20 protein-coding genes are annotated in these 21,930 nt (G+C 70.9%); 13 read left to right on the top strand and 7 right to left on the bottom strand.

What is annotated here, in order from left to right; all coding sequences use genetic code 11:
- Positions 1–98 precede the first annotated feature (98 nt).
- The 3 genes from ABGA98_RS18060 to pdhA are packed head-to-tail and all read right to left on the bottom strand — an operon-like array spanning position 99 to position 3,553.
- Complete coding sequence (locus ABGA98_RS18060; protein WP_347619481.1) at positions 99–1,472, bottom strand: dihydrolipoamide acetyltransferase family protein; 1,374 nt, start codon at positions 1,470–1,472, stop codon at positions 99–101.
- A 12-nt stretch (positions 1,473–1,484) separates the two neighbouring features.
- The gene (locus tag ABGA98_RS18065; protein ID WP_347619482.1) at positions 1,485–2,465 is read right to left on the bottom strand and encodes an alpha-ketoacid dehydrogenase subunit beta; all 981 of its coding nucleotides are present in this window, start codon (positions 2,463–2,465) and stop codon (positions 1,485–1,487) included.
- Positions 2,462–3,553 carry a pyruvate dehydrogenase (acetyl-transferring) E1 component subunit alpha gene (gene pdhA, locus ABGA98_RS18070; RefSeq protein ID WP_347619483.1) on the bottom strand — a complete coding sequence of 364 codons (1,092 nt, stop codon included), beginning with the start codon at positions 3,551–3,553 and terminating at the stop codon, positions 2,462–2,464. The genes ABGA98_RS18065 and pdhA overlap by 4 nt, the downstream gene beginning before the upstream one ends.
- A 293-nt stretch (positions 3,554–3,846) precedes the next feature.
- On the opposite strand from pdhA, the gene purS reads away from it, so the two are divergent.
- The 8 genes from purS to ABGA98_RS18110 all read left to right on the top strand — a co-directional run bounded on the left by purS (position 3,847) and on the right by ABGA98_RS18110 (position 11,288).
- Positions 3,847–4,092, top strand: coding sequence for a phosphoribosylformylglycinamidine synthase subunit PurS (gene purS / locus ABGA98_RS18075; RefSeq protein WP_347619484.1), 246 nt, complete (start codon positions 3,847–3,849; stop codon positions 4,090–4,092).
- 221 nt (positions 4,093–4,313) lie between these two features.
- Positions 4,314–4,700 (top strand): ATP-binding protein, encoded by a 387-nt coding sequence (locus ABGA98_RS18080; RefSeq protein WP_347619976.1) that lies wholly within the window; start codon positions 4,314–4,316, stop codon positions 4,698–4,700.
- A gap of 140 nt (positions 4,701–4,840) precedes the next feature.
- Positions 4,841–5,524: a phosphoribosylformylglycinamidine synthase subunit PurQ gene (gene purQ / locus ABGA98_RS18085; protein WP_347619485.1), complete on the top strand. Its 684-nt coding sequence runs from the start codon at positions 4,841–4,843 to the stop codon at positions 5,522–5,524.
- A 55-nt stretch (positions 5,525–5,579) separates the two neighbouring features.
- Positions 5,580–7,835 (top strand): phosphoribosylformylglycinamidine synthase subunit PurL, encoded by a 2,256-nt coding sequence (gene purL / locus ABGA98_RS18090; protein ID WP_347619486.1) that lies wholly within the window; start codon positions 5,580–5,582, stop codon positions 7,833–7,835.
- Between the two features lie 96 nt (positions 7,836–7,931).
- Positions 7,932–9,956: an adenylate/guanylate cyclase domain-containing protein gene (locus tag ABGA98_RS18095; protein ID WP_347619487.1), complete on the top strand. Its 2,025-nt coding sequence runs from the start codon at positions 7,932–7,934 to the stop codon at positions 9,954–9,956.
- A 33-nt stretch (positions 9,957–9,989) separates the two neighbouring features.
- Positions 9,990–10,652 (top strand): Crp/Fnr family transcriptional regulator, encoded by a 663-nt coding sequence (locus ABGA98_RS18100; RefSeq protein WP_347619488.1) that lies wholly within the window; start codon positions 9,990–9,992, stop codon positions 10,650–10,652.
- A 94-nt stretch (positions 10,653–10,746) separates the two neighbouring features.
- The gene (locus tag ABGA98_RS18105; RefSeq protein ID WP_347619489.1) at positions 10,747–10,971 is read left to right on the top strand and encodes a hypothetical protein; all 225 of its coding nucleotides are present in this window, start codon (positions 10,747–10,749) and stop codon (positions 10,969–10,971) included.
- Positions 10,968–11,288, top strand: coding sequence for a type II toxin-antitoxin system PemK/MazF family toxin (locus ABGA98_RS18110; RefSeq protein WP_347619490.1), 321 nt, complete (start codon positions 10,968–10,970; stop codon positions 11,286–11,288). The genes ABGA98_RS18105 and ABGA98_RS18110 overlap by 4 nt, the downstream gene beginning before the upstream one ends.
- Here the strand turns inward: ABGA98_RS18110 and ABGA98_RS18115 are convergent.
- The 3 genes from ABGA98_RS18115 to ABGA98_RS18125 all read right to left on the bottom strand — a co-directional run bounded on the left by ABGA98_RS18115 (position 11,281) and on the right by ABGA98_RS18125 (position 16,177).
- Positions 11,281–12,030, bottom strand: coding sequence for a methylenetetrahydrofolate reductase (locus tag ABGA98_RS18115; RefSeq protein ID WP_347619491.1), 750 nt, complete (start codon positions 12,028–12,030; stop codon positions 11,281–11,283). The two genes, ABGA98_RS18110 and ABGA98_RS18115, sit on opposite strands and share 8 nt — an antisense overlap.
- Positions 12,031–12,198: 168 nt before the next feature.
- Entirely contained in the window at positions 12,199–14,079 is a 1,881-nt protein-coding gene (locus ABGA98_RS18120) for an ABC transporter ATP-binding protein (RefSeq protein WP_347619492.1), read from the bottom strand.
- Positions 14,080–14,113: 34 nt separating this feature from the next.
- A complete protein-coding gene (locus ABGA98_RS18125) occupies positions 14,114–16,177 on the bottom strand; it encodes a PhoX family phosphatase (protein WP_347619493.1) in 2,064 nt (687 codons plus the stop codon).
- A 113-nt stretch (positions 16,178–16,290) separates the two neighbouring features.
- On the opposite strand from ABGA98_RS18125, the gene ABGA98_RS18130 reads away from it, so the two are divergent.
- A complete protein-coding gene (locus ABGA98_RS18130; RefSeq protein WP_347619494.1) occupies positions 16,291–16,728 on the top strand; it encodes a sterol carrier family protein in 438 nt (145 codons plus the stop codon).
- Here ABGA98_RS18130 and ABGA98_RS18135 read toward each other — a convergent pair.
- Complete coding sequence (locus ABGA98_RS18135) at positions 16,725–18,026, bottom strand: hypothetical protein (protein WP_347619495.1); 1,302 nt, start codon at positions 18,024–18,026, stop codon at positions 16,725–16,727. The genes ABGA98_RS18130 and ABGA98_RS18135 overlap by 4 nt on opposite strands.
- Before the next feature lie 142 nt (positions 18,027–18,168).
- Here ABGA98_RS18135 and ABGA98_RS18140 point away from each other — a divergent pair, with 142 nt between their 5' ends.
- The 4 genes from ABGA98_RS18140 (at position 18,169) to purM (ending at position 21,926) form a co-directional block, all read left to right on the top strand.
- Entirely contained in the window at positions 18,169–18,576 is a 408-nt protein-coding gene (locus ABGA98_RS18140) for a MarR family transcriptional regulator (protein WP_347619496.1), read from the top strand.
- Positions 18,577–18,669: 93 nt separating this feature from the next.
- Positions 18,670–19,416: an SDR family oxidoreductase gene (locus ABGA98_RS18145; RefSeq protein WP_347619497.1), complete on the top strand. Its 747-nt coding sequence runs from the start codon at positions 18,670–18,672 to the stop codon at positions 19,414–19,416.
- Positions 19,417–19,467: 51 nt separating this feature from the next.
- Entirely contained in the window at positions 19,468–20,904 is a 1,437-nt protein-coding gene (gene purF / locus ABGA98_RS18150) for an amidophosphoribosyltransferase (protein ID WP_347619498.1), read from the top strand.
- Positions 20,901–21,926: a phosphoribosylformylglycinamidine cyclo-ligase gene (gene purM / locus ABGA98_RS18155; protein ID WP_347619499.1), complete on the top strand. Its 1,026-nt coding sequence runs from the start codon at positions 20,901–20,903 to the stop codon at positions 21,924–21,926. The genes purF and purM overlap by 4 nt, the downstream gene beginning before the upstream one ends.
- The last annotated feature ends 4 nt before the right edge of the window (positions 21,927–21,930 follow it).

Below are 21,930 nucleotides of genomic sequence, written 5' to 3' on the forward strand. Positions count from 1 at the left end.
CATCGGCACGCCGGCGCCTCTGAGGTGATCGGGTGCGGGCGTCCCCGCCACGGCGACCGCCGGGAGAGGGGTCCTCCCGGCGGTCGCCGTACCCGGGGTCAGCTCCAGGCGAGCATGCGGAGCGGGTCCTCCAGCATGGCTCCCACGTCGCGCAGGAACAGCGAGCCCAGCTCGCCGTCCACGATCCGGTGGTCGAACGAGAGCGCCAGCGTCGTCACCTTGCGCACCGCCAGCTCGCCGTCGACCACCCACGGCATGTCCCTGACCTGGCCGAAGGCGAGGATGGCCGCCTCGCCGGGGTTCAGGAGCGGGGTGCCGGCGTCGACGCCGAACACGCCGACGTTGGTGATCGTGATGGTGCCGCCCGCCATCTCGGCCGGTTGCGTACGGCCCGCCCTGGCCGTCTCCGTGAGCCGGCCCAGCTGCGCGGCGAGCTCGGGCAGGGACAGCGCGTCGGCGCCCTTGACGTTGGGCACCACCAGCCCGCGCGGGGTCGCGGCGGCTATGCCCAGGTTCACGTAGTGCTTGACCACGATCTCCTGGGCCGCCTCGTCCCAGGACGAGTTGATCAGCGGGTGCCGTCCGGCCGCCGTGATCACGGCCTTCGCCACCAGGAGGAGCGGAGAGACCTTGACCTCCGCGAACTCGGGGAGGTCACGCAGGCGCCGGACGGCCTCCATCGTCCGCGTCACGTCCACCTGGAGGAACTCGGTGACGTGCGGGGCGGTGAAGGCGCTGGCGACCATCGCCTGGGCGGTCATCTTGCGCACGCCCTTGATCGGGAGGCGCTCCTCGCGCTCGCGCCGCGGCCGGGGCGCCGCCACGGGTGCCGCCTGGGCGGCCGCGTGCACGTCTTCCCGGGTGATCGAGCCCTGCGGGCCCGTGCCGGCGACGTTCGCCAGGTTCACGCCCAGGTCCTTGGCGAGCTTGCGTACGGGCGGCTTGGCCAGGACCCGCGGCCCCGCAGGCGCCTGTGCGGCGGGAGCCGGTGAGGGCGGGCCGTCCACCCCCACGCGGTCCGGGTTGGCGACCGGGGCGGCCGCGCCCGACGGTTGCTTGCGCGGGCGTCGTTTGGTGGCGCCCGTCTTGACGCCGTAGCCCACCAGGACCGCCTGGCGTTCCTCCTTGGGCGCCGGGCTGCCGTGCGCCCCTGGCTCGACGGCGCCCTCGGCCGGCGGCTTCGGGACCATGTCGTCGGCCAGCGCCCTGGCCTGGCCGCCGTCGTCGCCGTCTCCTCCGGTGTCCACGGCGATGATGGGGAGGCCCACCTCGACCGTCGTGCCCTCGTCGGCCATCAGGTCGGCCACCACGCCGTCCCACGGGATCGGCAGCTCGACGATCGACTTCGCCGTCTCGATCTCGACGACGATCTGGTTGACCTTGACGTCGTCGCCCGCCTTGACGTGCCAGCGGACGATCTCCGCCTCCGTCAGGCCCTCCCCGACGTCGGGGAGCTTGAACTCGCGTCGCATGGACAACCCCCCTCAGTACCCGAAGGTCCGGTCGACGGCGTCGAGCACCCTGTCCAGATCGGGCAGGTAGTGCTCCTCCAGCTTCGACGGCGGGTAGGGGGTGGAGAAGCCGCCGACCCGCAACACGGGCGACTCCAGATGGTAGAAGCACCGCTCGGTGATCCTGGCGGCGAGCTCGGCGCCGAACCCGCTGTTGACGGGGGCCTCGTGCACGACCACGACCCGCCCGGTCCTGCGGGCGGACTCCAGGACCAGCGGCTCGTCCAGCGGGTTGAGCGAGCGCAGGTCGATCACCTCCAGCGAGCGCCCGTCGTCCTCGGCCGCCGTGGCGGCCTCCAGGCACGTCTTGACCATGGGCCCGTAGGCCAGCAGCGTGGCGTCGGCGCCCGGCCGCACCACCCTGGCCGCGTGCAGCGGCGGCCACCATTCGGTGGAGCCGGTGTCGATGTCGGCCTTCTCCCAGTAGCGGCGCTTGGGCTCGAAGAAGATCACCGGATCGTCACTGCGGATGGCCTGCTGGATCATGGTGTACGCGTCGGCCGGATTGGAGCAGGCCACGACCCGCAGGCCGGCTGTGTGGGTGAAGTACGCCTCCGGCGACTCGCTGTGATGCTCGACCGCCCCGATGCCGCCGCCGCAGGGGATGCGTACGACGACCGGCAGCTTGATCGCGCCCAGCGAGCGCATCGGCATCTTGGCCAGCTGCGTGATGATCTGGTCGGCCGCGGGGAAGACGAACCCGTCGAACTGGATCTCGCACACCGGCCGGTAGCCGCGCAGCGCCAGCCCGATCGCGGTGCCGACGATGCCGGACTCGGCCAGCGGCGTGTCGATGACGCGGTCCTCGCCGAAGTCCTTCTGCAGGCCGTCGGTGACACGGAAGACGCCGCCCAGCTTGCCGACGTCCTCGCCCATGATGAGGACCTTGGGGTCGTCCTCCATGGCCCGGCGCATGCCTTCGTTGAGCGCCTTGGACAGGCTCATGATCGTCATTTGGCGAACCCCTCCAGGTACGCGGCGAACTGGGCGCGCTCCTGGTCCATCAGGGCGTGGGACTCGCTGTAGACGTGGTCGAAGATGGCGAGCGGCTCGGGATCGGGCATGGCCAGGCAGCGCCTGCGCAGGTCGGCGCCGAGCTGGGCGGCCTCCCCGTCGACGGCGTCGAAGAACGCCTGGTCGGCGTGCTCGTTCTTGAACAGGTAGGCCTTGACCCGCTCGATCGGGTCCTTGAGCTTCCACGCCTCCAGCTCGCTGGCCACGCGGTAGCGCGTGGGGTCGTCGGTGGTGGTGTGGGCGCCCATGCGGTACGTGAAGGCCTCGATGAGCGTCGGGCCCTGCCCCGTACGGGCGGCTTCGAGGGCCTTCCTGGTCACCGCGAGGCAGGCGAACACGTCGTTGCCGTCGACCCTGATGCCGGGGAAGCCGAACCCCGAGGCGCGGCGGTAGAGGGGGATGCGGCTCTGCTTCTCCAGCGGCTCGGAGATCGCCCACTGGTTGTTCTGACAGAAGAACACGATCGGCGCGTTGAACACGCTGGCCCAGATGAACGACTCGTTAACGTCGCCCTGGGAGGTGGCGCCGTCGCCGAAGTAGGCGATGGTGGCGGCGCTGGCGTCGTCGCGCTGGATGCCCATGGCGTAGCCGACGGCGTGCAGCGTCTGGCTGCCGATCACGATCGTGTACAGGTGGAAGTTGTGCTCCTTGGGGTCCCACCCGCCGTGGTTGACGCCTCTGAACAGGCCGAGCAGCTTCACCGGGTCGACGTCGCGGCACCACGCCACACCGTGCTCCCGGTAGGTGGGGAACGCCATGTCCACGTCGGTCAGCGCGCGGCCCGACCCGATCTGGGCCGCCTCCTGGCCCAGCAGCGAGGCCCAGATGCCGAGCTCGCCCTGGCGTTGCAGCGCCACGGCCTCCAGGTCGATGCGGCGGACGAGCACCAGGTCGCGGTAGAGCGACCGGATCTCCTCGGGGGTCAGGTCGATGTCGTAGTCGGGGTGCTCGACCCGCTCCCCTTCGGGGGTGAGCAACTGGACGAGCTCCGGCGGCGCCTCAGCACCACGTGAGGCTTCGGTTGTCACGAGACCTCCTTCGCCGGTGACGCGGCACATGTGCTGTGCTCACTGACGACCTCGACAAGCTCGGTCATGGCCACTCCTGTGCGTCAGGGCCGGGTGTCGATGGGGTTGCCACCTCAGGCCGGCCTCCTTGGCGAAGAACCATATGGTGATGGTTCGTACGCTTTGGGGCCATGGTGGCAGACGTCACAGCCCTGCGCGCAAGCCCCATGTCCTCCCCGTTCCCGTTGTGTCGGCGGCCACACGCGCCGGTAGGCTGTGCTTCCCATCCACCCACCGCTCCCAGGAGGAACGCAGTGGCCCGCGTCATCGTGGACGTCATGTTGAAGCCCGAGATCCTCGATCCGCAGGGCCAGGCGATCGCCAGGGCGCTGCCCAGGCTCGGCTTCTCCGGCGTCGGGGCCGTGCGTCAGGGCAAGCGTTTCGAGCTGGAGCTCGAGGGCCCGGCCGACGATGCGGCCCTGGCCGAGGTGCGCAAGATGGCCGAGACCCTTCTGGCCAACACGGTGATCGAGGACTACGCCGTCCGGGTTGAGGAGTAGAACGCACATTTGATCCCCCGATTTACCCCTGGTCGGTTAAAGCGGGGTTCTGACGTGCCACAATGCCACGCGCAAGCCAACAGTAAATAACAACAACGTGATTTTGCGGTTAGCCCCGATTTCACAGGGAAACCTACTCCAGGTGACATTCTGGCGCCCGGAGGAGTCCGGTGGATATTGAGTTCTCGTTGGCGCTGCCTCGGGATGCGATCGGCATACCGATGGTCAGGCGAGTGCTAGGCGATGCCCTGCGCTCACTCAACGTGAGTGAGACCTGCATCGCCGACATGTTGCTCGCCGTCTCCGAGGCGTGTTCCAACGCGGTGCGGCACGGAGGACCCGCCAACCGCTACGAGGTGACGGCGTCGATCGGCTCCGGCCACTGCGACGTTCGCGTCGCCGACAGCGGCGCGGGCGTGCCGTCGATGCCCGCGCACTTCCCCCCGCCCGACACCGAGAACGGCCGGGGTCTGCTGATCATGCGCTCCGTCGTCGACGAGATCTCCTTCGGCACCGAGCCCGGCCGGGGCACCACGGTCCACCTGCGCAAGACGCTCGCATGGGACGACGAGGCGCAGGCCCGTCCCCGCGCGCTCGCAGCCGTCTGACCTGCGCCCGCGCATCGCGTACGAGCCGATGCGGACCACGCTCGAGCACCCGATAACCTGGGTTACACCGCCGCAGACCGCCGTCCGCCCCGAAGAGACGGTGGCGCGTGCGCGCGCATTCCTCGGAGGGGACGACTGTCATGAGCGCTGCCCGTGTGGGCGTAGTCACGTTTCCAGGAACTCTCGACGACCAGGACGCCGCCAGAGCCGTGCACCTCGTGGGCGCGCAGGCGGTTCCGCTGTGGCACGCCGACCACGACCTGAAGGGGGTCGACGCCGTGTTCCTGCCCGGCGGCTTCTCCTACGGCGACTACCTGCGCTGCGGCGCCATCTCGCGGTTCGCGCCGATCATGGAGGAGCTCGTCCCGGCCGCGAGGGCCGGCCTGCCGGTGATCGGCACGTGCAACGGGTTCCAGATCCTGTGCGAGGCGCACCTGCTGCCCGGCGCGCTGACCCGCAACGCCTCGCTCCACTACGTCTGCCGTGACCAGCGGGTCCGCATCGAGCAGCCCGCGACCGCGTGGACCAACGCGTTCGACCAGGGCCAGGAGATCGTGCTGCCGGTCAAGCACGGCGAGGGCCGCTACGTCGCCTCCGCCGAGACGCTGGCCGCGCTCGAGGCCGGCGGCCACGTGGTCGTGCGCTACGTCGGCGGCAACCCCAACGGCTCGCTCAACGACATCGCCGGCATCCGCAACGAGGCGGGCAACGTGGTCGGGCTCATGCCGCACCCCGAGCACGCGGTCGAGGAGCTGGTCGGCGCGCCGAGCACCGACGGCCTCGGTTTCTTCACCTCCATCCTCAAGAACCTGGTAGACGCATGAGCGAGTGGAACGAGCGGCTTATGAACACGGTCCTTCGACCGACGAAGGAGGGCGAATGATCGATAGTGTGCGGCGGGCCGCCAAGACCCCCGACGAGCCGATGCCCTTCGCCGAGCTGGGGATGAAGCCCGACGAGTACGCCCGGGTCAAGGAGATCCTCGGCCGCCGTCCCACCGGCTCCGAGCTGGCCATCTACAGCGTCATGTGGTCGGAGCACTGCTCCTACAAGTCGTCCAAGGTGCATCTCAAGCAGTTCGCCACCAAGGCGCCCAAGTCCGAGGCGCTGCTCGTGGGCATGGGCGAGAACGCCGGCGTGGTCGACATCGGCGACGGCTGGGCGGCCACGTTCAAGATCGAGTCGCACAACCACCCGTCCTACGTCGAGCCGCACCAGGGCGCGGCCACCGGCGTCGGCGGCATCGTGCGCGACATCATGTCGATGGGCGCGCGGCCGATCGCCGTCATGGACGCGCTGCGCTTCGGCGGCGCCGACGCCGTGGACACGCGCCGGGTGCTGCCCGGCGTGGTCGAGGGCATCAGCCACTACGGCAACTGCCTGGGCCTGCCCAACATCGGCGGCGAGGTCGTCTTCGACCCCTGCTACATCGGCAACCCGCTGGTCAACGCCCTGTGCGTGGGCCTGCTGCGCAAGGACCAGATCAAACTGGCCACCGCGCCGGGCCCCGGCAACAAGGTCGTGTTGTTCGGCGCGTCCACGGGCCCCGACGGCATCGGCGGCGCCTCCGTGCTGGCCTCGGCGACCTTCGAGGACGAGTCGCACGCCAAGCGTCCCGCCGTCCAGGTCGGCGACCCGTTCATGGAGAAGCTGCTCATCGAGTGTTGCCTGGAGCTCTACTCCGCCGACGTCGTCGTCGGCATCCAGGACCTCGGCGCGGCCGGCGTCTCGTGCGCCACGACCGAGCTGGCCGCCAAGGGCACCGGAGGCATGCACGTCGACCTCACCCGCGTCCCGCTCCGCGACCCCTCGCTCAGGCCCGAGGAGATCCTGATGAGCGAGTCGCAGGAGCGCATGATGGCCGTGGTCGAGCCGCGCGACATCCCGGCGTTCATGGCGATCTGCGAGAAGTGGGACGTCCCCGCCACCGTCATCGGCGAGGTCACCGACACCGGCCGCCTGGTCATGACGTGGGAGGACGAGATCATCGTCGACATCCCGCCGGGCACGGCCGCCGACGACGGCCCCGTCTACGAACGCCCCTACCACGAGCCGGCCGGCCAGGCCGCGCTCAACGCCGACACCCCCGACCGGCTGGAGCGGCCCACCGACCTGCGCGAGACGTTGCTCAAGCTGCTCGGCTCGCCCAACCTGGCCTCCAAGGAGTGGGTGACCTCCCAGTACGACCGTTACGTCCGCTCCAACACCGTGCTGGCCCAGCCGGCCGACGCGGGCATGCTGCGGATCTCGGAGAGCATGGCCGGCGTCGAGCACGAGCCGACGACCCGCGGCATCGCGCTGGCCACCGACGGCAACGGGCGTTACGCCAAGCTCGACCCCTACGCGGGGGCGCAGCTCGCGCTCGCGGAGGCCTACAGGAACGTCGCCGTGACCGGCGCCCGGCCGCTCGCCGTCACCAACTGCCTCAACTTCGGCTCCCCGGAGGACCCCGAGGTCATGTGGCAGTTCGCCGAGGCCACGCGCGGCCTGGCCGACGCGTGCCGGACGCTCGGCGTGCCGGTGACCGGCGGCAACGTCTCCTTCTACAACCAGACGGGCTCGACGGCCATCCACCCCACGCCGGTCGTGGGCGTGCTCGGCGTCATCGACGACGTCGCCAGGCGGGTGCCGACCGGGTTCACCGCGGAAGGGCTGCGGGTCGTCCTGCTCGGCGACACGCGCGAGGAGTTCGGCGGCTCCGAGTGGGCCCATGTCGCCCACCGCCACCTGGGCGGGCTGCCGCCGCAGGCCGTACTGGAGGCGGAGCGGGCGCTGGCGACGGTGCTGGTCGAGGGCGCTCGCAGAGGGCTGCTGGCCGGCTCGCACGACCTGTCCGACGGCGGGCTGGCCGTGGCGCTGGCCGAGTCCTGCCTGGCGCGGGGCGTCGGCGCCTCCGTGGCGCTGAGCGGCGAGCCGTTCACCGACCTGTTCAGCGAGTCGGCCTCGCGGGCGCTCGTCGCCGTGCGGCCGGAGGCCTACGACGAGTTCGCGTCGTTGTGCGGGCGCCACGAGGTGCCCTGCTACGGGCTCGGCATGACCGGCGGCGACTCGCTGGTCGTCGAGGGCGCGTTCGAGATCCCCGTGGCCGAGCTGCGGGCGACGCACGAGGCGGCGCTCCCCGCGCTGTTCGGCTGACGATCCGCCGGAGGGCCGGCCGGGGTTTTCCGACCGGCCCTTCCAGTGCGTAAAACGACGCATTGGCGACGAGCATCTCGCGTGGATAATCGGTCTGTGCCCACCCCCGGTCCGACCTCCTACCTGCCTCCCGCGACCCAGCCCGTGCGGGGTGTGGTGTGGGGCGTCCACCTCGTCCTGCCGCTGCTCGGCCTCTGGTTGTTGCTGAGCCAGCCGCACATCAACATCTCCTGGCAGCACAATGTCGGCCACTTCTGGATGATCATCCTGGTGGCCGGGGTCAACGTCGTGCTCGGCGTCATGGTGAGCGAGGCGTCACGGCGCCGCAACGACGCCCGGCTGTTCCTCGTCTCCATGGTCTTCCTGAGCAGCGCGGGCTTCTTCTTCCTGCACGGCCTGGCCACCCCGAAGATCATCCTGCCGGCCGGCTCGCTGGGGTTCGACCTGGGCCAGCAGGTGGGCTTGTCGATCGCGGCGGTGTTCGCGTTCGGCTCGGCCCTGCCGCTGGGCGAGGCGGCGGCCAAGTCCGTGCTCGGCGCCCAGCACTTCATCCGCGGCGCGCTCGCCGGCATCATGGTGCTCTGGGGCGTCACGTCGCTGGTCCCCGGGCTGACGCCGCTCAGCGAGCCGCCCATGGTCACGCCGATCGACTGGCTGATCTGGGCGTCCATCCCCGGCCTGCTGCTCTATGGCGCGGCGAGCGTGCTGATGTTCCGGCTGCACCGGCGGCGCCCCTCGGCGATGCTGATCAGCCTGATCACGGCGTACGCGCTGCTGGCCGAGAGCATGATCGCCGGGATGTCGCAGCTCAACTGGCATCTGTCCTGGTGGGAGTGGCACCTGCTGCTCACGTTCGCCTTCGTGTTCGTGGCCTACAGCGCCTACCTGCAGTTCCGGCGGGAGGGGTCGAGCGCCGGGCTGTTCGACTCGGTGGCGCTGGCCGCGACCGTCCGCCGCATCCAGCAGGACTACGACAAGGCGCTCGAAGAGCTGGTCGAGCACGTACGCCGCGGCGAGCCGCTGGCCGCGACCCGGCTGTCGGGCAAGTTCCGGCTCAACGAGGGCCAGGCGGCGGTGCTCGACCGGGCCGGCGAGGCGCTGGCCAACGAGCGCGAGCTGTCGGAGCGGCTGGCCGCCCTGGTGTCGGTGAGCGCCCAGACCCGGATCGGCCTGCCCGAGCAGGAGTTGCTGGCCTCGTCGCTGGAGCGGGTGCGGCAGGCGTACGGCGACGTCAAGATCGGGCTGGTCGCCGACGGCACCACCCAGATCGGCTCGCGCGACTACCGCTTCGACGGCGACACCCCGATCCGCCGCGACCACCTGCTCGCCTTCCCCCTGACCGTCAAGGGCAGGCTCGCCGGCGTGCTGGAGGTGCCCGTCGGCCGCACCAGCCAGGACGAGGCGCTGGCCGCCACGCTGGCCGGGCAGTTGTCCATCTCCCTGGAGAACGCCCGCCTCTACCAGGAGCTGCACACCCTGTTCCACCAGTACATGTCGCCCGACGTCGCCCACGCCCTGCTCGCCGACCCCGGCCAGGCGGCGCTCGGCGGTGAGCTGAAAGAGCTGAGCGCGCTCTTCGCCGACCTCAAGGGCTTCACGACGTTCTCCGAGAAGGTGACGCCCGGCGAGATCGTCGAGATGCTCAACCGCTACCACACCGCGGCCGTCCCCTGCATTCTCAACAACGGCGGCACCATCGTGCAGTTCGTCGGCGACGCGCTGCTCGCCCTGTTCAACGCTCCCGCGCTGCAGGCCGATCACGCCAGGGCCGCCTGCAGGGCCGCGCTCGACATGCAGCGCGCCGCCGCCGAGGTGGCCGAGGAGATGGCGTGGAAGCGGGTCGACGACGTCGAGTGGCCGACCTTCCGGGTGGGCGTCAACACCGGTCCCGCCCTGGTCGGCAACATCGGCAGCCCTGAGCTGCGCGGCTTCAACGCGATGGGCGACTGCGTGAACGTGGCCGCCAGGCTCCAGGGGGTCGCCGAGCCCGGCACGGTCGTCATCGGCGAGACGACGCTCAAGCAGCTGGGCCGCGACGCGACGGTGCGGCCCCTGGGGCGGCTCAACCTCAAGGGCAAGGAGGAGCTCGTCGCGGCGTACGTTCTCACCGATCTGCCGTAGAGGGGCGGCCTCCCGTACCGACATAATCGGGCCATGAAAGCAGAGCCCGGCGAGTTCCTGTCCCTGCTCACCGACGAGGAGGTGGCGGCGCTGCGCGCGGCGGGCCGGCTGCGCCGCTGGGACCGCGGCACGACCGTCATCACCGAGGGCGACACGTCCGACTGGGTGCTCGTGCTGCTGGAGGGCCGGGTGAAGGTCTCCTCGCACACGAGCAGCGGCAACGAGGTGGTGCTCGCCGTACGCGGCCCCGGCGGGCTGATCGGCGAGCAGTCGGCCATCGACGGCTCGCCCCGCTCGGCCACGGTCACCACGCTGGAGCCGGTCACCGGCGTCGTCGTGCGCGACTTCGTCTCCTTCCTCGAATCGCACGGGCGCGTCGCTGTGCTGCTCATGAAGCTCGTCAGCGAGCGCCTGCGCGACTCCGACAGGAAGCGCATCGAGTACGGCGCCTTCGACACCACGGGCAGGGTGGCGACGCGCCTGCTCGAACTGGCCGACCGCTACGGCGAGCAGACCGCCGGCGGCCTGCGCGTCGCGCTCCCGCTGTCGCAGGACGAACTGGCCGGGTGGACGGGCTCGTCCCGCGAGGCCGTCAGTAAGGCGCTGCGCACGCTGCGCGACCGCGGCCTGATCGAGACCGGGCGGCGGCGCGTGACCATCCACGACGTCGAGGGGCTGCGCCAACGCGCCCGTTAGCGCCTGCGGCAGGTCAGCCGTACGTCATCAATGGGGCATGGTCGCGACACCTTCACATCCCTCGGTGTATTACAACTCGTGTTACACTAGGTTCATGGGGACTCTCAACGTTCGCACTGACGAGGCGATGGAGACGGCACTCCGTGCACTGGCCGGAGAGACCAGAAGCCGATCCGAAGCCGTTCGTTACGCCGTGCTCCACACCTACAAGGAGATGCTGCTGGAGCAGGCTGCCGCGGATGCGGATCGGCTGCGAAACGACCCGGGCGACCAGGCCGAGATGCTGGCGATCCAGCGTTTCATGGGTGTGGCCGAGTGATATTCCGGGGCGCGATCTATGAGATCAAAGCGCTCCCCGGAGCACGGGGTCATGAGCAGCAAGGCCGCCGCTGCGCCGTGCTCATCCAGTCTGACAGCTTCACCACCAGCACGATCACCGTCGCTCTGACTTCGACAAGTGCCGGGCCGGCGATCTACCGGCCCGAGATCGAGTTCGAGGGAATGAAATCGCGTGTGCTGACGGATCAGATTTATTCCGTGTCGCCATCGAGGCTGGGCGACTTCAAGGGCGGGCTTGAAGCGCATGAGATCGCGGAGCTTGATCGCGCTCTCATGCTGAAACTAGGTCTCATCTGAGGGCGGGGGCGAGCAGGCGTTCGACGTCGCGGTAGCGGGAGACGGGGATGAGGTGCACCCCGTCGAAGGCGCCGGAGTCGCGCAGGGCGAGCACCTGCTCGCAGGCCGCCTCCACACCCGCCTGGCGGTCGGCGGCCACCTGCTCCACCAGGGCGTCGGGCAGCGCGATGTCGGGAATCGTCGTGGCCAGGTTGCGGGCGTGGGCGGCGCTGGCCAGCACCATCACGCCCGCGTAGACCGGCGCGTCCACCGGGTGCGCCTCGCGCCAGCGCACCTGCGCCTCCACCGAGAAGGAGACCTGGAGGAAGAGGAAGTCGGCCGCGCGTTTCCAGGCCGGCAGCGGGCGCAACCCCGCCGCCGCCCCCAGGCGGGAGCCGGGCGAGAACTCCCTGGCCTCCTCGATCATCGAACGCACGGTGAGATCGCTCGTACGGTTGCCGCTCGCCGGCTTGTCGCCGTAGACGAACAGGAACTGGTCGACCCCGTACGCCGCCGCCGTCAGCAGGTCGCGGCGGAAGCCGAGCAGGTTGCGGTCGCGCGAGTTGAGGCAGGCGATGCCGCGCCCGCCCATCGCCTCGACCTCGTGCGCCACCGCGACGCTCGACACGGTCGCGCGGCCGATGTGGTTGTCGGGGATGAGGAAGGCGTGGGCGACCTTGCTCATGGTGCCGATCTGGTGCCTGACGTGCTTCAGATCGGGCTTGGTGGGCGGTTCGATCTCGCAGATCAACTCGAAGGCCATGAACCACGACCCTAACGCCGGGCCGCGAGCGCTTCTATGCCGCTGAGCACCAGGTCGACGCCGAACGTGTCGTACAGGTGCGGGTCCTTCCGCTCGACCAGCGGGCCGGCCATCTCCACCAGGTGCGGGTAGCTCTCGACGGGCAGTGAGTGCAGGTCGGGCGTGGCCTCAGGCCACCGCCTCGGCCACCGTGGGCTCCGCGAACTGAGTGCGGTACAGCTCCTCGTAGCGGCCCGCCGCCTCCAGCAGCTCGGTGTGCGTGCCGCGCTCGACCACCCGCCCGTCCTCGATCACCAGGATGACGTCGGCGGCGCGGATCGTGGACAGCCGGTGCGCGATCACCACCGCCGTACGCCCGTGCAGCGCCTCGCCGAGTGCCGCCTGCACCGCCGCCTCCGAGGTGGAGTCGAGCGCGGCCGTGGCCTCGTCCAGGATCACCACCCGGGGCCTGGCCAGCAGCAGCCGGGCGATCGTCAGGCGCTGGCGCTCGCCGCCCGACAGCCGGTAACCGCGCTCGCCCACCACCGTGTCGAGCCCGTCGGGCAACGACTCGATGAGCGCGGCCAGCCGGGCCCTGGTGAGCGCGTCCCACAGGTCGTCCTCGCTCGCCTCCGGCCTGGCCAGGAGCAGGTTGGCCCTGATCGTGTCGTGGAACAGGTGGCCGTCCTGGGTGACCATGCCGAGCGTGTCGCGGATCGAGTCGGCGGTCAGGTCGCGTACGTCGACGCCGCCGAGCCGGACGGCGCCCGCGTCGACGTCGTACAGCCTGGGCAGGAGCTGCGCGATCGTGGACTTGCCCGCGCCGGACGAGCCGACCAGCGCCACCATCTGGCCGGGCTCGGCCCGGAACGAGACACCGTGCAGCACCTCGACGCCGCCGCGCGTGTCCAGCGTGGCGACCTCCTCCAGCGAGGCGAGCGAGACCTTGTCCGCCGACGGGTAGGCGAAGCGCACGTCGTCGAACTCGACCGACACGGGGCCCTCGGGCACCTCGCGGGCGTCGGGCTTCTCCTGGATGAGCGGCTTGAGGTCGAGCACCTCGAAGACGCGCTCGAAGCTGACGACCGCGCTCATGACGTCCACGCGGGCGCTGGCCAGCGCGGTCAGCGGGGCGTACAGGCGGGTGAGCAGCATGGCCATCGACACCACCGCGCCGGGGGCGAGCTGGCCGCGCAGCGCGTGGAAACCGCCGAGCCCGTACACGAGGGCGAGTGCCAGCGCCGACACCAGCGTCAGCGCGGTCACGAAGACGGTTTGCGTCATGGCGGTGCGTACGCCGATGTCGCGCACCCGGCGGGCCCGGGAGGCGAACTCCGCCGACTCGTGCGCGGGGCGGCCGAACAGCTTGACCAGGGTCGCGCCGGGCGCGGAGAACCGCTCGGTCATCTGGTTGCCCATGGCGGCGTTGTGGTCGGCCGCCTCGCGCCGCAGCCGGGCGATCCGGTTGCCCATGCGCCGCGCGGGCACGATGAACACGGGCAGGAGCAGCAGCGCGAGCAGCGTGATCTGCCAGGAGATGGCGACCATCGCGACGAGCGTCAGCGCGAGCGTCACGATGTTGCCCGCCACGCTGGACAGGGTGTCGGTGAACGCCCGCTGCGCGCCGATGACGTCGTTGTTGAGCCGGCTGACCAGCGCGCCCGTACGGGTCCTGGTGAAGAACGCGATCGGCATGCGCTGCACGTGGTCGAAGACGGCCGTGCGCAGGTCGAGGATCAGGCTCTCCCCCAGCCCCGCGGAGAGCCACCGGTTGAGCAGCCCGATCCCGGCCTCCGCGACGGCCAACCCCGCGATCATCAGCGCCACCACGACCACCACGCTCAGCGGCTCGGCGTTGAAGATCGCGTCGATGACCCGTCCCGCCAGCAGCGGTGAGCCCACCGCCAGGCCCGCCATCACCACGCTGAGCAGCAGGAACAGCGTGATCCTCCGCCGGTGCGGGCGGGCGAAGGCGGCGATACGCCGGAGCGTCGCCCTGGAGACAGAGCGACGCTCCTGACGGTTGTTCATCGAATACAGCTGGTGCCACGCGGTCATTTCCATGCTCATGGCATGGAGGCTAGAGCCTCAGGTTAACTTGAGGTCAAGAGCCGATCTTCAGGCCCTTCTCGTGCCAGACGACCGCCACCGACGGGCGCGGCTGGTCGCCGTCGGGCCAGCGGCTGCCCGGATTGTCGGGGCTGGCCCCGTCGATCTCGCCGGGGTGCTGCACCGCGACGAACACGCTGCGCTGGTCCTTCGTGACCATCGGGCCGCACGTCTCGGCGCCGACCGGAACCGTGAGGAACTGACGCAGATGGCCGCGCTCCTTGCCGCGTACCGGCATCACGAACAGCCCGTCGTTGGTGCCGAGCGCGTTGCCGTCCGTGGAGATCCACAGGTTGCCGTCGCCGTCGAACGTCACGTTGTCCGGGCAGGAGATCGGCGAGACCTTCTTCTTGTCGTAGCCGGCGAAATATGTGTTCGCGTCGCCGGGATCACCGCAGACCAGCGGCACCGACCAGGAGAACTTCTCCGCCCCGGCGTCGTCGCGCCGCTCGACGATCTCCAGAACGTGGCCGTGCTTGTTGGCGGCGCGCGGGTTGGCCTCGTCCGCTTGGGCGGCGGTGCGATTGGAGTTGTTGGTCAGCGCGACGTACACGCCGCCGGTGACCGGGTTGCGCTCCATGTCCTCGGGACGGTCCATCTTGGTCGCGCCCACCTTGTCGGCCGCCACCCGCGTGTAGACGAGCACCTCCTCCGCGGTCATGCCCTTTACGTACGACCTGTCGCCCGACACCAGCGGGATCCACTCGCCGGAGCCGTCGAACTCGCCGTCCTCCGGCAGCTTGCCGGACCCGTCGATCTCCTTCTCCGGGCTGTCGCCGGTGAACGTGGCGACGTACAGGGTGCCCTCGTCGAGCAGGTCGCGGTTGTGCCGGTCGTTCCCCTGCCGGTAGCGCTCCTTCGAGACGAACTTGTAGATGTACTCGAAGCGCGCGTCGTCACCCATGTAGACGACCAGGCGGCCGTCGCGGGCCAGCGTCGTGGTGGCCGCCTCGTGCTTGAACCGGCCGAGCGCGGTGCGCTTGACCGGCGTGGAGTCGGGGTCGAACGGGTCGATCTCCACGATCCACCCGAACCTGTTGCACTCGTGCGGGTGCTTGGCCAGGTCGAAACGCTCGTCGACCCGGTCGAAGCGGCGGCTGATCTCCGGCGTGCCCTCCGCGATCGTGTAGCGCTCGACGTACGGCTTCTGCTTCTCCGGCACCTTGTCGCCGTTGACGAAGTACTGGTCGAAGTTCTCCTCGGCGGTCAGCACCGTCCCCCACGGGGTCGTACCGCCCGCGCAGTTGTTCAGCATGCCGACGGGCTTGCGGCCCTCGGGGTCGGCGTCCGTCCTGAGCAGGTCGCCGCCCGCCGCCGGCCCGGAGAACTTCATGGGGGTCTCGGCGGTGATGCGCCGGTTGTAGCGGCGACGCCCCTTGGTGACCAGCTTCCACTCGCCGGCGCGGCCCTCACGCTCGATCTCCACGACCGAACCGCCGTGCCCGGCCAGGCCGATCCTGATCTGCTCCTCCGTGGCCTCCGCGCCGCCCGGGTAGTCGCGGAACATCAGGTTCTCGTCGGTGTACTCGTGGTTCACCCAGAGCAGCGCCCGGTCGCGGCCCATCGGGAACATCGTCACGTAGTCGCAGTTGTAGCCGAACTGCTTGCTCTGCGCCTCGGCGCTCTGGTTGTCGAAGTCGAACGCCGGCGCGTCCGGCAACACCGGGTCGCCCCACCGCACGACCACCGAGGAGCGGTAGCCCTCCGGGATGGTCAGCTTGTCGTCCTTGTTCGGCCGCACCGGCGTGAAACGGAGGTCGCCGCCCCGCCCGCCCTGTCCACCGCCGGCCACCGGCCTGCGCGCCTCGGCCAGCGCCGGCGCCGCGCCCGCCGCGCCCACCCCCGCGACGAGCGCGCCCAGCGCCCCGGCGCGCAGCACGCCGCGCCGCGACAGCGCCTCCTTCACCACGTCGCCGAAATAGGCGTTGCCGGAGGTGTTGGCCACCTCATGCGCGCAGGCGTTGCCGCAGCGGAACTGACAGGTCAGCGCGGATCGGCCACCATTGTGCGGGGTGGAGATCAGCGGAAGCAGCCGACCTCCCGCTTCGGGGTTCGACACAGGTCCTCCATCGAAGTGCGGTCGTACGGCGGGGAACGCTACGGGCACCGGCGAAACCACAGGTGAACGAAGACCTCCGTCTTGATGAACGCTTCCCGGGAGACAATGGTCGCGTGCCACCACGCAAGCTCGACCAGGAAAAGCTGAGAACGGCCCTCGACGGCCAGCTCGTCGCCCTCGACGAACCCCCCTACGACGGGCCCGCGTCCGCCCTGCCCGACGCGCTCGTGGCCGCCGTGCTGGCCGCCTACGACCGCGGGCTGAAGCCCGAGCGCGACGCGGCCAGGCAGGCGGTGCGCCACCTGCTCGACCGGCTGGCGACCGCCGCACCCGGCAGGACCGTCGAGGTCCGCGTGCCCCCGTACGCGGCCGTACAGGCCATCGCCGGGCCCCGCCACACGCGCGGCACCCCGCCCAACGTGGTCGAGATGGACGGCCGCACGTGGATCGAGCTCGCGCTCGGCCGCCTCACCTGGGCCGAGGCGCTGGCCAGCGGCGCCATCTCCGCCAGCGGGGCCCGCGCCGACCTGTCAGCACACCTGCCGCTCTAACCGCCGCCGCCCATCCAGGGAAACTGGCTCTCGAAACAACGGTCGGCGAGGTCGCTGGGGAGGCCGGCGCACTCCTGAGCCACGTTCCACAACCAGATGGCCACGATCGCGAAAAGGATCAGCGACAGGACGCTCAGCACGATGCCGGCGATGGCGCGGCCCTTACCGGCGCGTTTGGCGAGGGCCACACCGCCGAAGACGATCGACAGGATGGCGGTGATCACACCCGTGAAGCACACGAACACCAGGAACGGGCTGGCCACGCCCAGCACGAGCGAGGCGGTGGCCAGGCCGCTGCCCGGCTTGGCCTGCTGGTAACCGGCTCCCGGCATGCCGTACGGGGATTCGGGGCCGGGGCCGTAGCCGGGCGGGCCACCGTACGGGCTGGAGGGCACCGTGCCCGGCACGGTCGGCTCGTCGTCCCGCGGCGTACCCCCTGCCTGGTACGGCGTCCCGCCCCGGCCCTCCGGGCCCGGCCACCCTTCCTGACCCTGCCGCCTTTCCTCGCCCCGCCGGCCCTCCTGGCCGCCCTGTCCTTCGGGAGTCGGGCGATCCTCCCGAGCCGGCGTGCCGCCCTCAGGTGACGGGGGTCCCCCGGGCGCGCCGCCTCCCGGTGGTTGGAAGCTCGGCTGGTCATCAGCCTGCTCGTAGCGCGACGGCGCGGGCCTGGCCGGCCGCTCCCCCTCTGACGGGGTGGACGTCCAGCCCGGGTACGGCGGCGTGCCACCAGGGACCGGGAACGCCTGGGTCTCATCGGCGTCACCCCCTGTCGGCTGCGGTACCTCCGGTGAGGTGGGCAGGTCGGGATGGCGGGGCTCGCCGACGGGTCTGGGCTCGTGCGTGGGCGGCACGTCCGGACGCGGCACGATGGGTGGCGCGGGAGCGATCGGCTCCTCGCCCTCCTCACCGGCGCCCTCATCCCGCGGCCCGGCGCCCTCACCCTGCCGACCGGGGTCGCCGGGCTCCGCGTTCCGGGACTCACCGCCGGCGCCCATGGACTCGGCGCCGCCGCCTCCGGCACGCCCGCCGGCGGGCTCGGGCGCGTCCGGCGCCGCGCCGCCGGTGGGGCCGGCGCCGGGCCCACCGGCGGACCACTCCTCAGGAGGCCGGTCACCGCCCGTGGGCCCCGGCTCGTACGGTCTGAGCGCGGGCCTGCGCTCCTCTTCCTCCAGCGTGCCCTCACGCCACCACTCGGGCTCGTGTTGCGGCGGAACGTGGCGGGGCGCGCCCTCTTCCGGACGGCCTTCGTGCGGATCCTGCCCGCGGCGGGTCTCGTCCGGGTCCCCAGGTGTGGTCACGTCTGCGTCTCCCGACGGGTCTACATGCCGGATACTTCACCCTTTCGCGCAGGACGACGCCTAAACCGCACGACACGGTAAGAGGCCGCTCATCCTTGGGTCACCATGCGCCAAAGGCCCTGCCCGCGGGCAAGATGGGGGGATGCTGGACGAGACCCTGTCGTATGCGCTGATCAAGGTCGTGAAGACGCATCGCAACCGGATGGCCGCCGCGCTGGCCCCGCTCGGCCTGCACGTGGGGCAGGAGATGCTGCTCAACCAGCTGTGGAAGGAGGACGGCCTGACCCAGGCCGAGCTCATCGCCCGGCTGGGCGTCGAGCCTCCCACCGTCACCAAGACCCTCCAGCGCCTGGAGCGTACGGGCTTCGTCTACCGGGTTCCCGACCCCGCCCGGCCGAGGATTTCCCGTGTCCATCTCACCGGCGCGGGCAAGGCGCTGCGGGAGCCCGTCGAGGAGATCTGGACCACGATGGACGAGGACCTCCTACGCGGTTTCGATCCCGGCGAGCGTGACCTGCTCGCGCAGCTGATCCGCCGCGCCATGCCCTGACGTTTTCCACTACGGGCGAAACTCCTTGCAGCCGGTCGACCCTTCTAGTTAGCTGGCTAATTAGTCGGCTAATCCATGGAGAGAGAGGCTCTCATGCACGCACTGGTCACCGGCGGCTCGTCCGGCATCGGCACCGCCACCGCGCTCGCCTACGCCCGGGCAGGTGCGCGGGTCACGATCACGTACAACTCGGGCGCCGACCGCGCCGCCGAGGTGGTCGAGCGGATCAAGGGGGAGGGCGGCGAGGCGGCGGCCGTACACCTGGATCTGGAGGACCACGCGACCATCGCGCCCGCCGTCTCCGCGGCCGGCCCGGTGGACGCGCTCGTGGCCAACGCCGTCCGCTGGGGCACCGTCATGCCCGGCGGCATGGCGTTCGAGGACGTGCCGGCCGCGGAGTGGTCCGCCGCCCTGCACGCCAACGTGGTCGGCAACGCCCTGCTGATCCAGGCGGTGCTGCCGCAGATGCGGCGCGGGAAGTTCGGCCGGATCGTGCTGGTCTCGTCGGGCGCGGCCGAGGAAGGACAGCCGGGCCCCGGCCCGTACGGCACCGCGAAGATGGCGCTGCACGGCATGGCCCGCGCCCTGGCGTGGGAGGCCGGCCGGGACGGCATCCTGGTCAACGTGGCCGTGGCCGGGCTCACCATCACCGGAGCCCAGCGCCCGATCCCCCAGCAGCTGCTGGACGAGATCGCGTCCAGGACCCCCACCCGCAGGCTGAGCACGGCGGACGACCTGGCGGCGCTGATCGTCTTCCTCGGCTCGGCGGACAACCGCAACCTCACCGGAGAGATCATCCGCGACGGCTCCAATGCGGGCAGGTCAGCTCACATAGGCTGACCTCCGACCCGGGTGTGCGAGCACGGAAGCCGCCGACCTAGACTGAGGTATGTGCTGAAGGGCGACGGCCGGCTCGGCCATGACCTGGACCCCCGAGACCAAGCTCCCAAAGACGCCTGTGGCGTCTTCGGCGTCTGGGCGCCAGGCGAGGAAGTTTCCAAACTCACCTACTACGGGCTGTACGCGTTGCAGCACCGCGGGCAGGAGTCCGCGGGCATCGCGGTCAGCGAGGGCAGCCGCATCCTCGTCTACAAGGACATGGGCCTGGTCGCCCAGGTCTTCGACGAGTCGGTGCTGGGCACTCTGCGCGGCCACCTGGCCATCGGCCACTGCCGCTACTCCACCACCGGATCCAGCGTGTGGGAGAACGCGCAGCCCACGCTGAGCTCCACCGAAGGAGGCGGCCTCGCGCTCGCCCACAACGGCAACCTGATCAACACGCCGGAGCTGGCGCAGCGCCTGGCCCCCGGCTCCACCCGGGCGACCACCGACACCGAGGTCCTGACCTCGCTGCTCGCCCAGGACCGCACGCGCACGGTCGAGGAGGCCGCCGCCGAGCTACTGCCGCAGGTCAAGGGCGCCTACTCCCTGGTCTTCATGGACGAGACGACGCTTTATGCCGCCCGCGACCCGCAGGGTGTCCGCCCGATGGTCCTGGGCCGGCTGGAGCGGGGCTGGGTGGTGGCCTCCGAGACGGCGGCGCTCGACATCGTGGGCGCCACGTTCGTCCGCGAGATCGAGCCGGGCGAGTTGCTCACCATCGACGAGCGCGGCGTGCGTTCGCGCAGGTTCGCGCTGGCCGAGCCGAAGGGCTGCCTGTTCGAGTACGTCTACCTCGCCCGCCCCGACACCACCATCGCCGGGCGCGGCGTCCAGGTCACCAGGGTCGAGGTGGGCCGCGTGCTGGCCCGCGAACACCCGGTGGAGGCCGACCTGGTCATCCCGACGCCCGAGTCCGGCACGCCGGCCGCCGTCGGCTACGCGCAGGAGAGCGGCATCCCCTACGGCCAGGGCCTGGTGAAGAACTCCTACGTCGGCCGCACGTTCATCGAGCCCTCGCAGACCATCCGCCAGCTGGGCATCCGGCTGAAGCTCAATCCGCTGCGCGAGGTCGTCGAGGGCAAGCGCCTGGTGGTCGTGGACGACTCGATCGTGCGCGGCAACACCCAGCGTGCCATCGTCAGGATGTTGCGCGAGGCGGGCGCGAAGGAGGTGCACGTCCGCATCTCCTCACCGCCGGTGGCCTGGCCGTGCTTCTACGGCATCGACTTCGCCACCAGGGCCGAGCTGATCGCGGGCTCGCTGACGGTCGAGGAGATCCGCGCCTCGCTGGGCGCCGACTCGCTCGGCTACATCTCGCTTGAGGGCCTGACCAGGGCCACCACGATTCCCGCCGACCGTCTCTGCATGGCCTGCTTCACCGGCTCCTACCCCATTCCCATCGACGAGGACAACGTGGGCAAGTTCGTCCTGGAGAGCAAGGCATGAGCACCTACGAGGCCGCCGGGGTCGACATCGAGGCCGGCGACCGGGCGGTCGCGCTGATGAAGGACAGGGTGGCGCGGGCGCGGCGGCCCGAGGTGGTCGACGACGCCAGCGGCTTCGCCGGCCTGTTCGACGCCTCGGCCCTGCTGCGCTACCAGCGGCCGCTGCTGGCCTCCTCCACCGACGGCGTCGGCACCAAGGTCATGATCGCCCAGCGCTACGGCAAGCACGACACGATCGGCATCGACCTGGTCGGCATGGTCCTCGACGACCTCGTGGTCTGCGGGGCCGAGCCGCTGTTCATGACCGACTACATCGCCTGCGGGAAGGTGGTGCCCGAGCGCGTCGCGGAGATCGTCGGCGGTGTGGCCGAGGGGTGCCGGCTGGCCGGGGCCGCGCTGGTCGGCGGGGAGACCGCCGAGCATCCGGGGGCGATGGGCCCGGACGAATATGACCTCGCCGGCGCCGGCACCGGCGTCGTCGAGGCCGCCGGTCTGCTGGGCCCCTCGCGGGTGCGCGCCGGCGACGTGGTGCTCGGGCTGGCGTCCTCGGGCGTGCACTCCAACGGCTACTCGCTGGTGCGGCACGTGCTGCGGGAGGCCTCGCTCTCCCTCGACGCCGAGCTGCCCGAGCTGGGGCGGCCGCTGGGCGAGGAACTGCTGGAGCCGACCCGGATCTACTCCCTCGACTGCCTGGAGCTGGCGCGCTCCGCCGAGGTGCACGCCTACGCCCACATCACGGGCGGCGGCATCGAGAGCAACCTGTCGAGGTCGCTGCCCGGCCACCTCGACGCGCTGCTCGACCGCTCGTCCTGGACGCCGCCGGCCGTCTTCGGGGTGCTCGCGGGCCACGGCTCGATCGCGCAGCGCGACATGGACCGTACGTTCAACCTCGGGGTCGGCATGGCCGCCGTGGTGGCCGCCGGCTCGGCCGACGAGGCCTTCAGGGTGCTGGCGGCCCGTGGCGTCGACGCCTGGGTGCTGGGCGAGGTCGTCCCCGGCGAGGGCCGGGCGCGCTATCGCTGACCGG

The sequence above is a fragment of the Nonomuraea sp. B1E8 genome (assembly GCF_039871515.1).
Lineage (GTDB): Bacteria > Actinomycetota > Actinomycetes > Streptosporangiales > Streptosporangiaceae > Nonomuraea.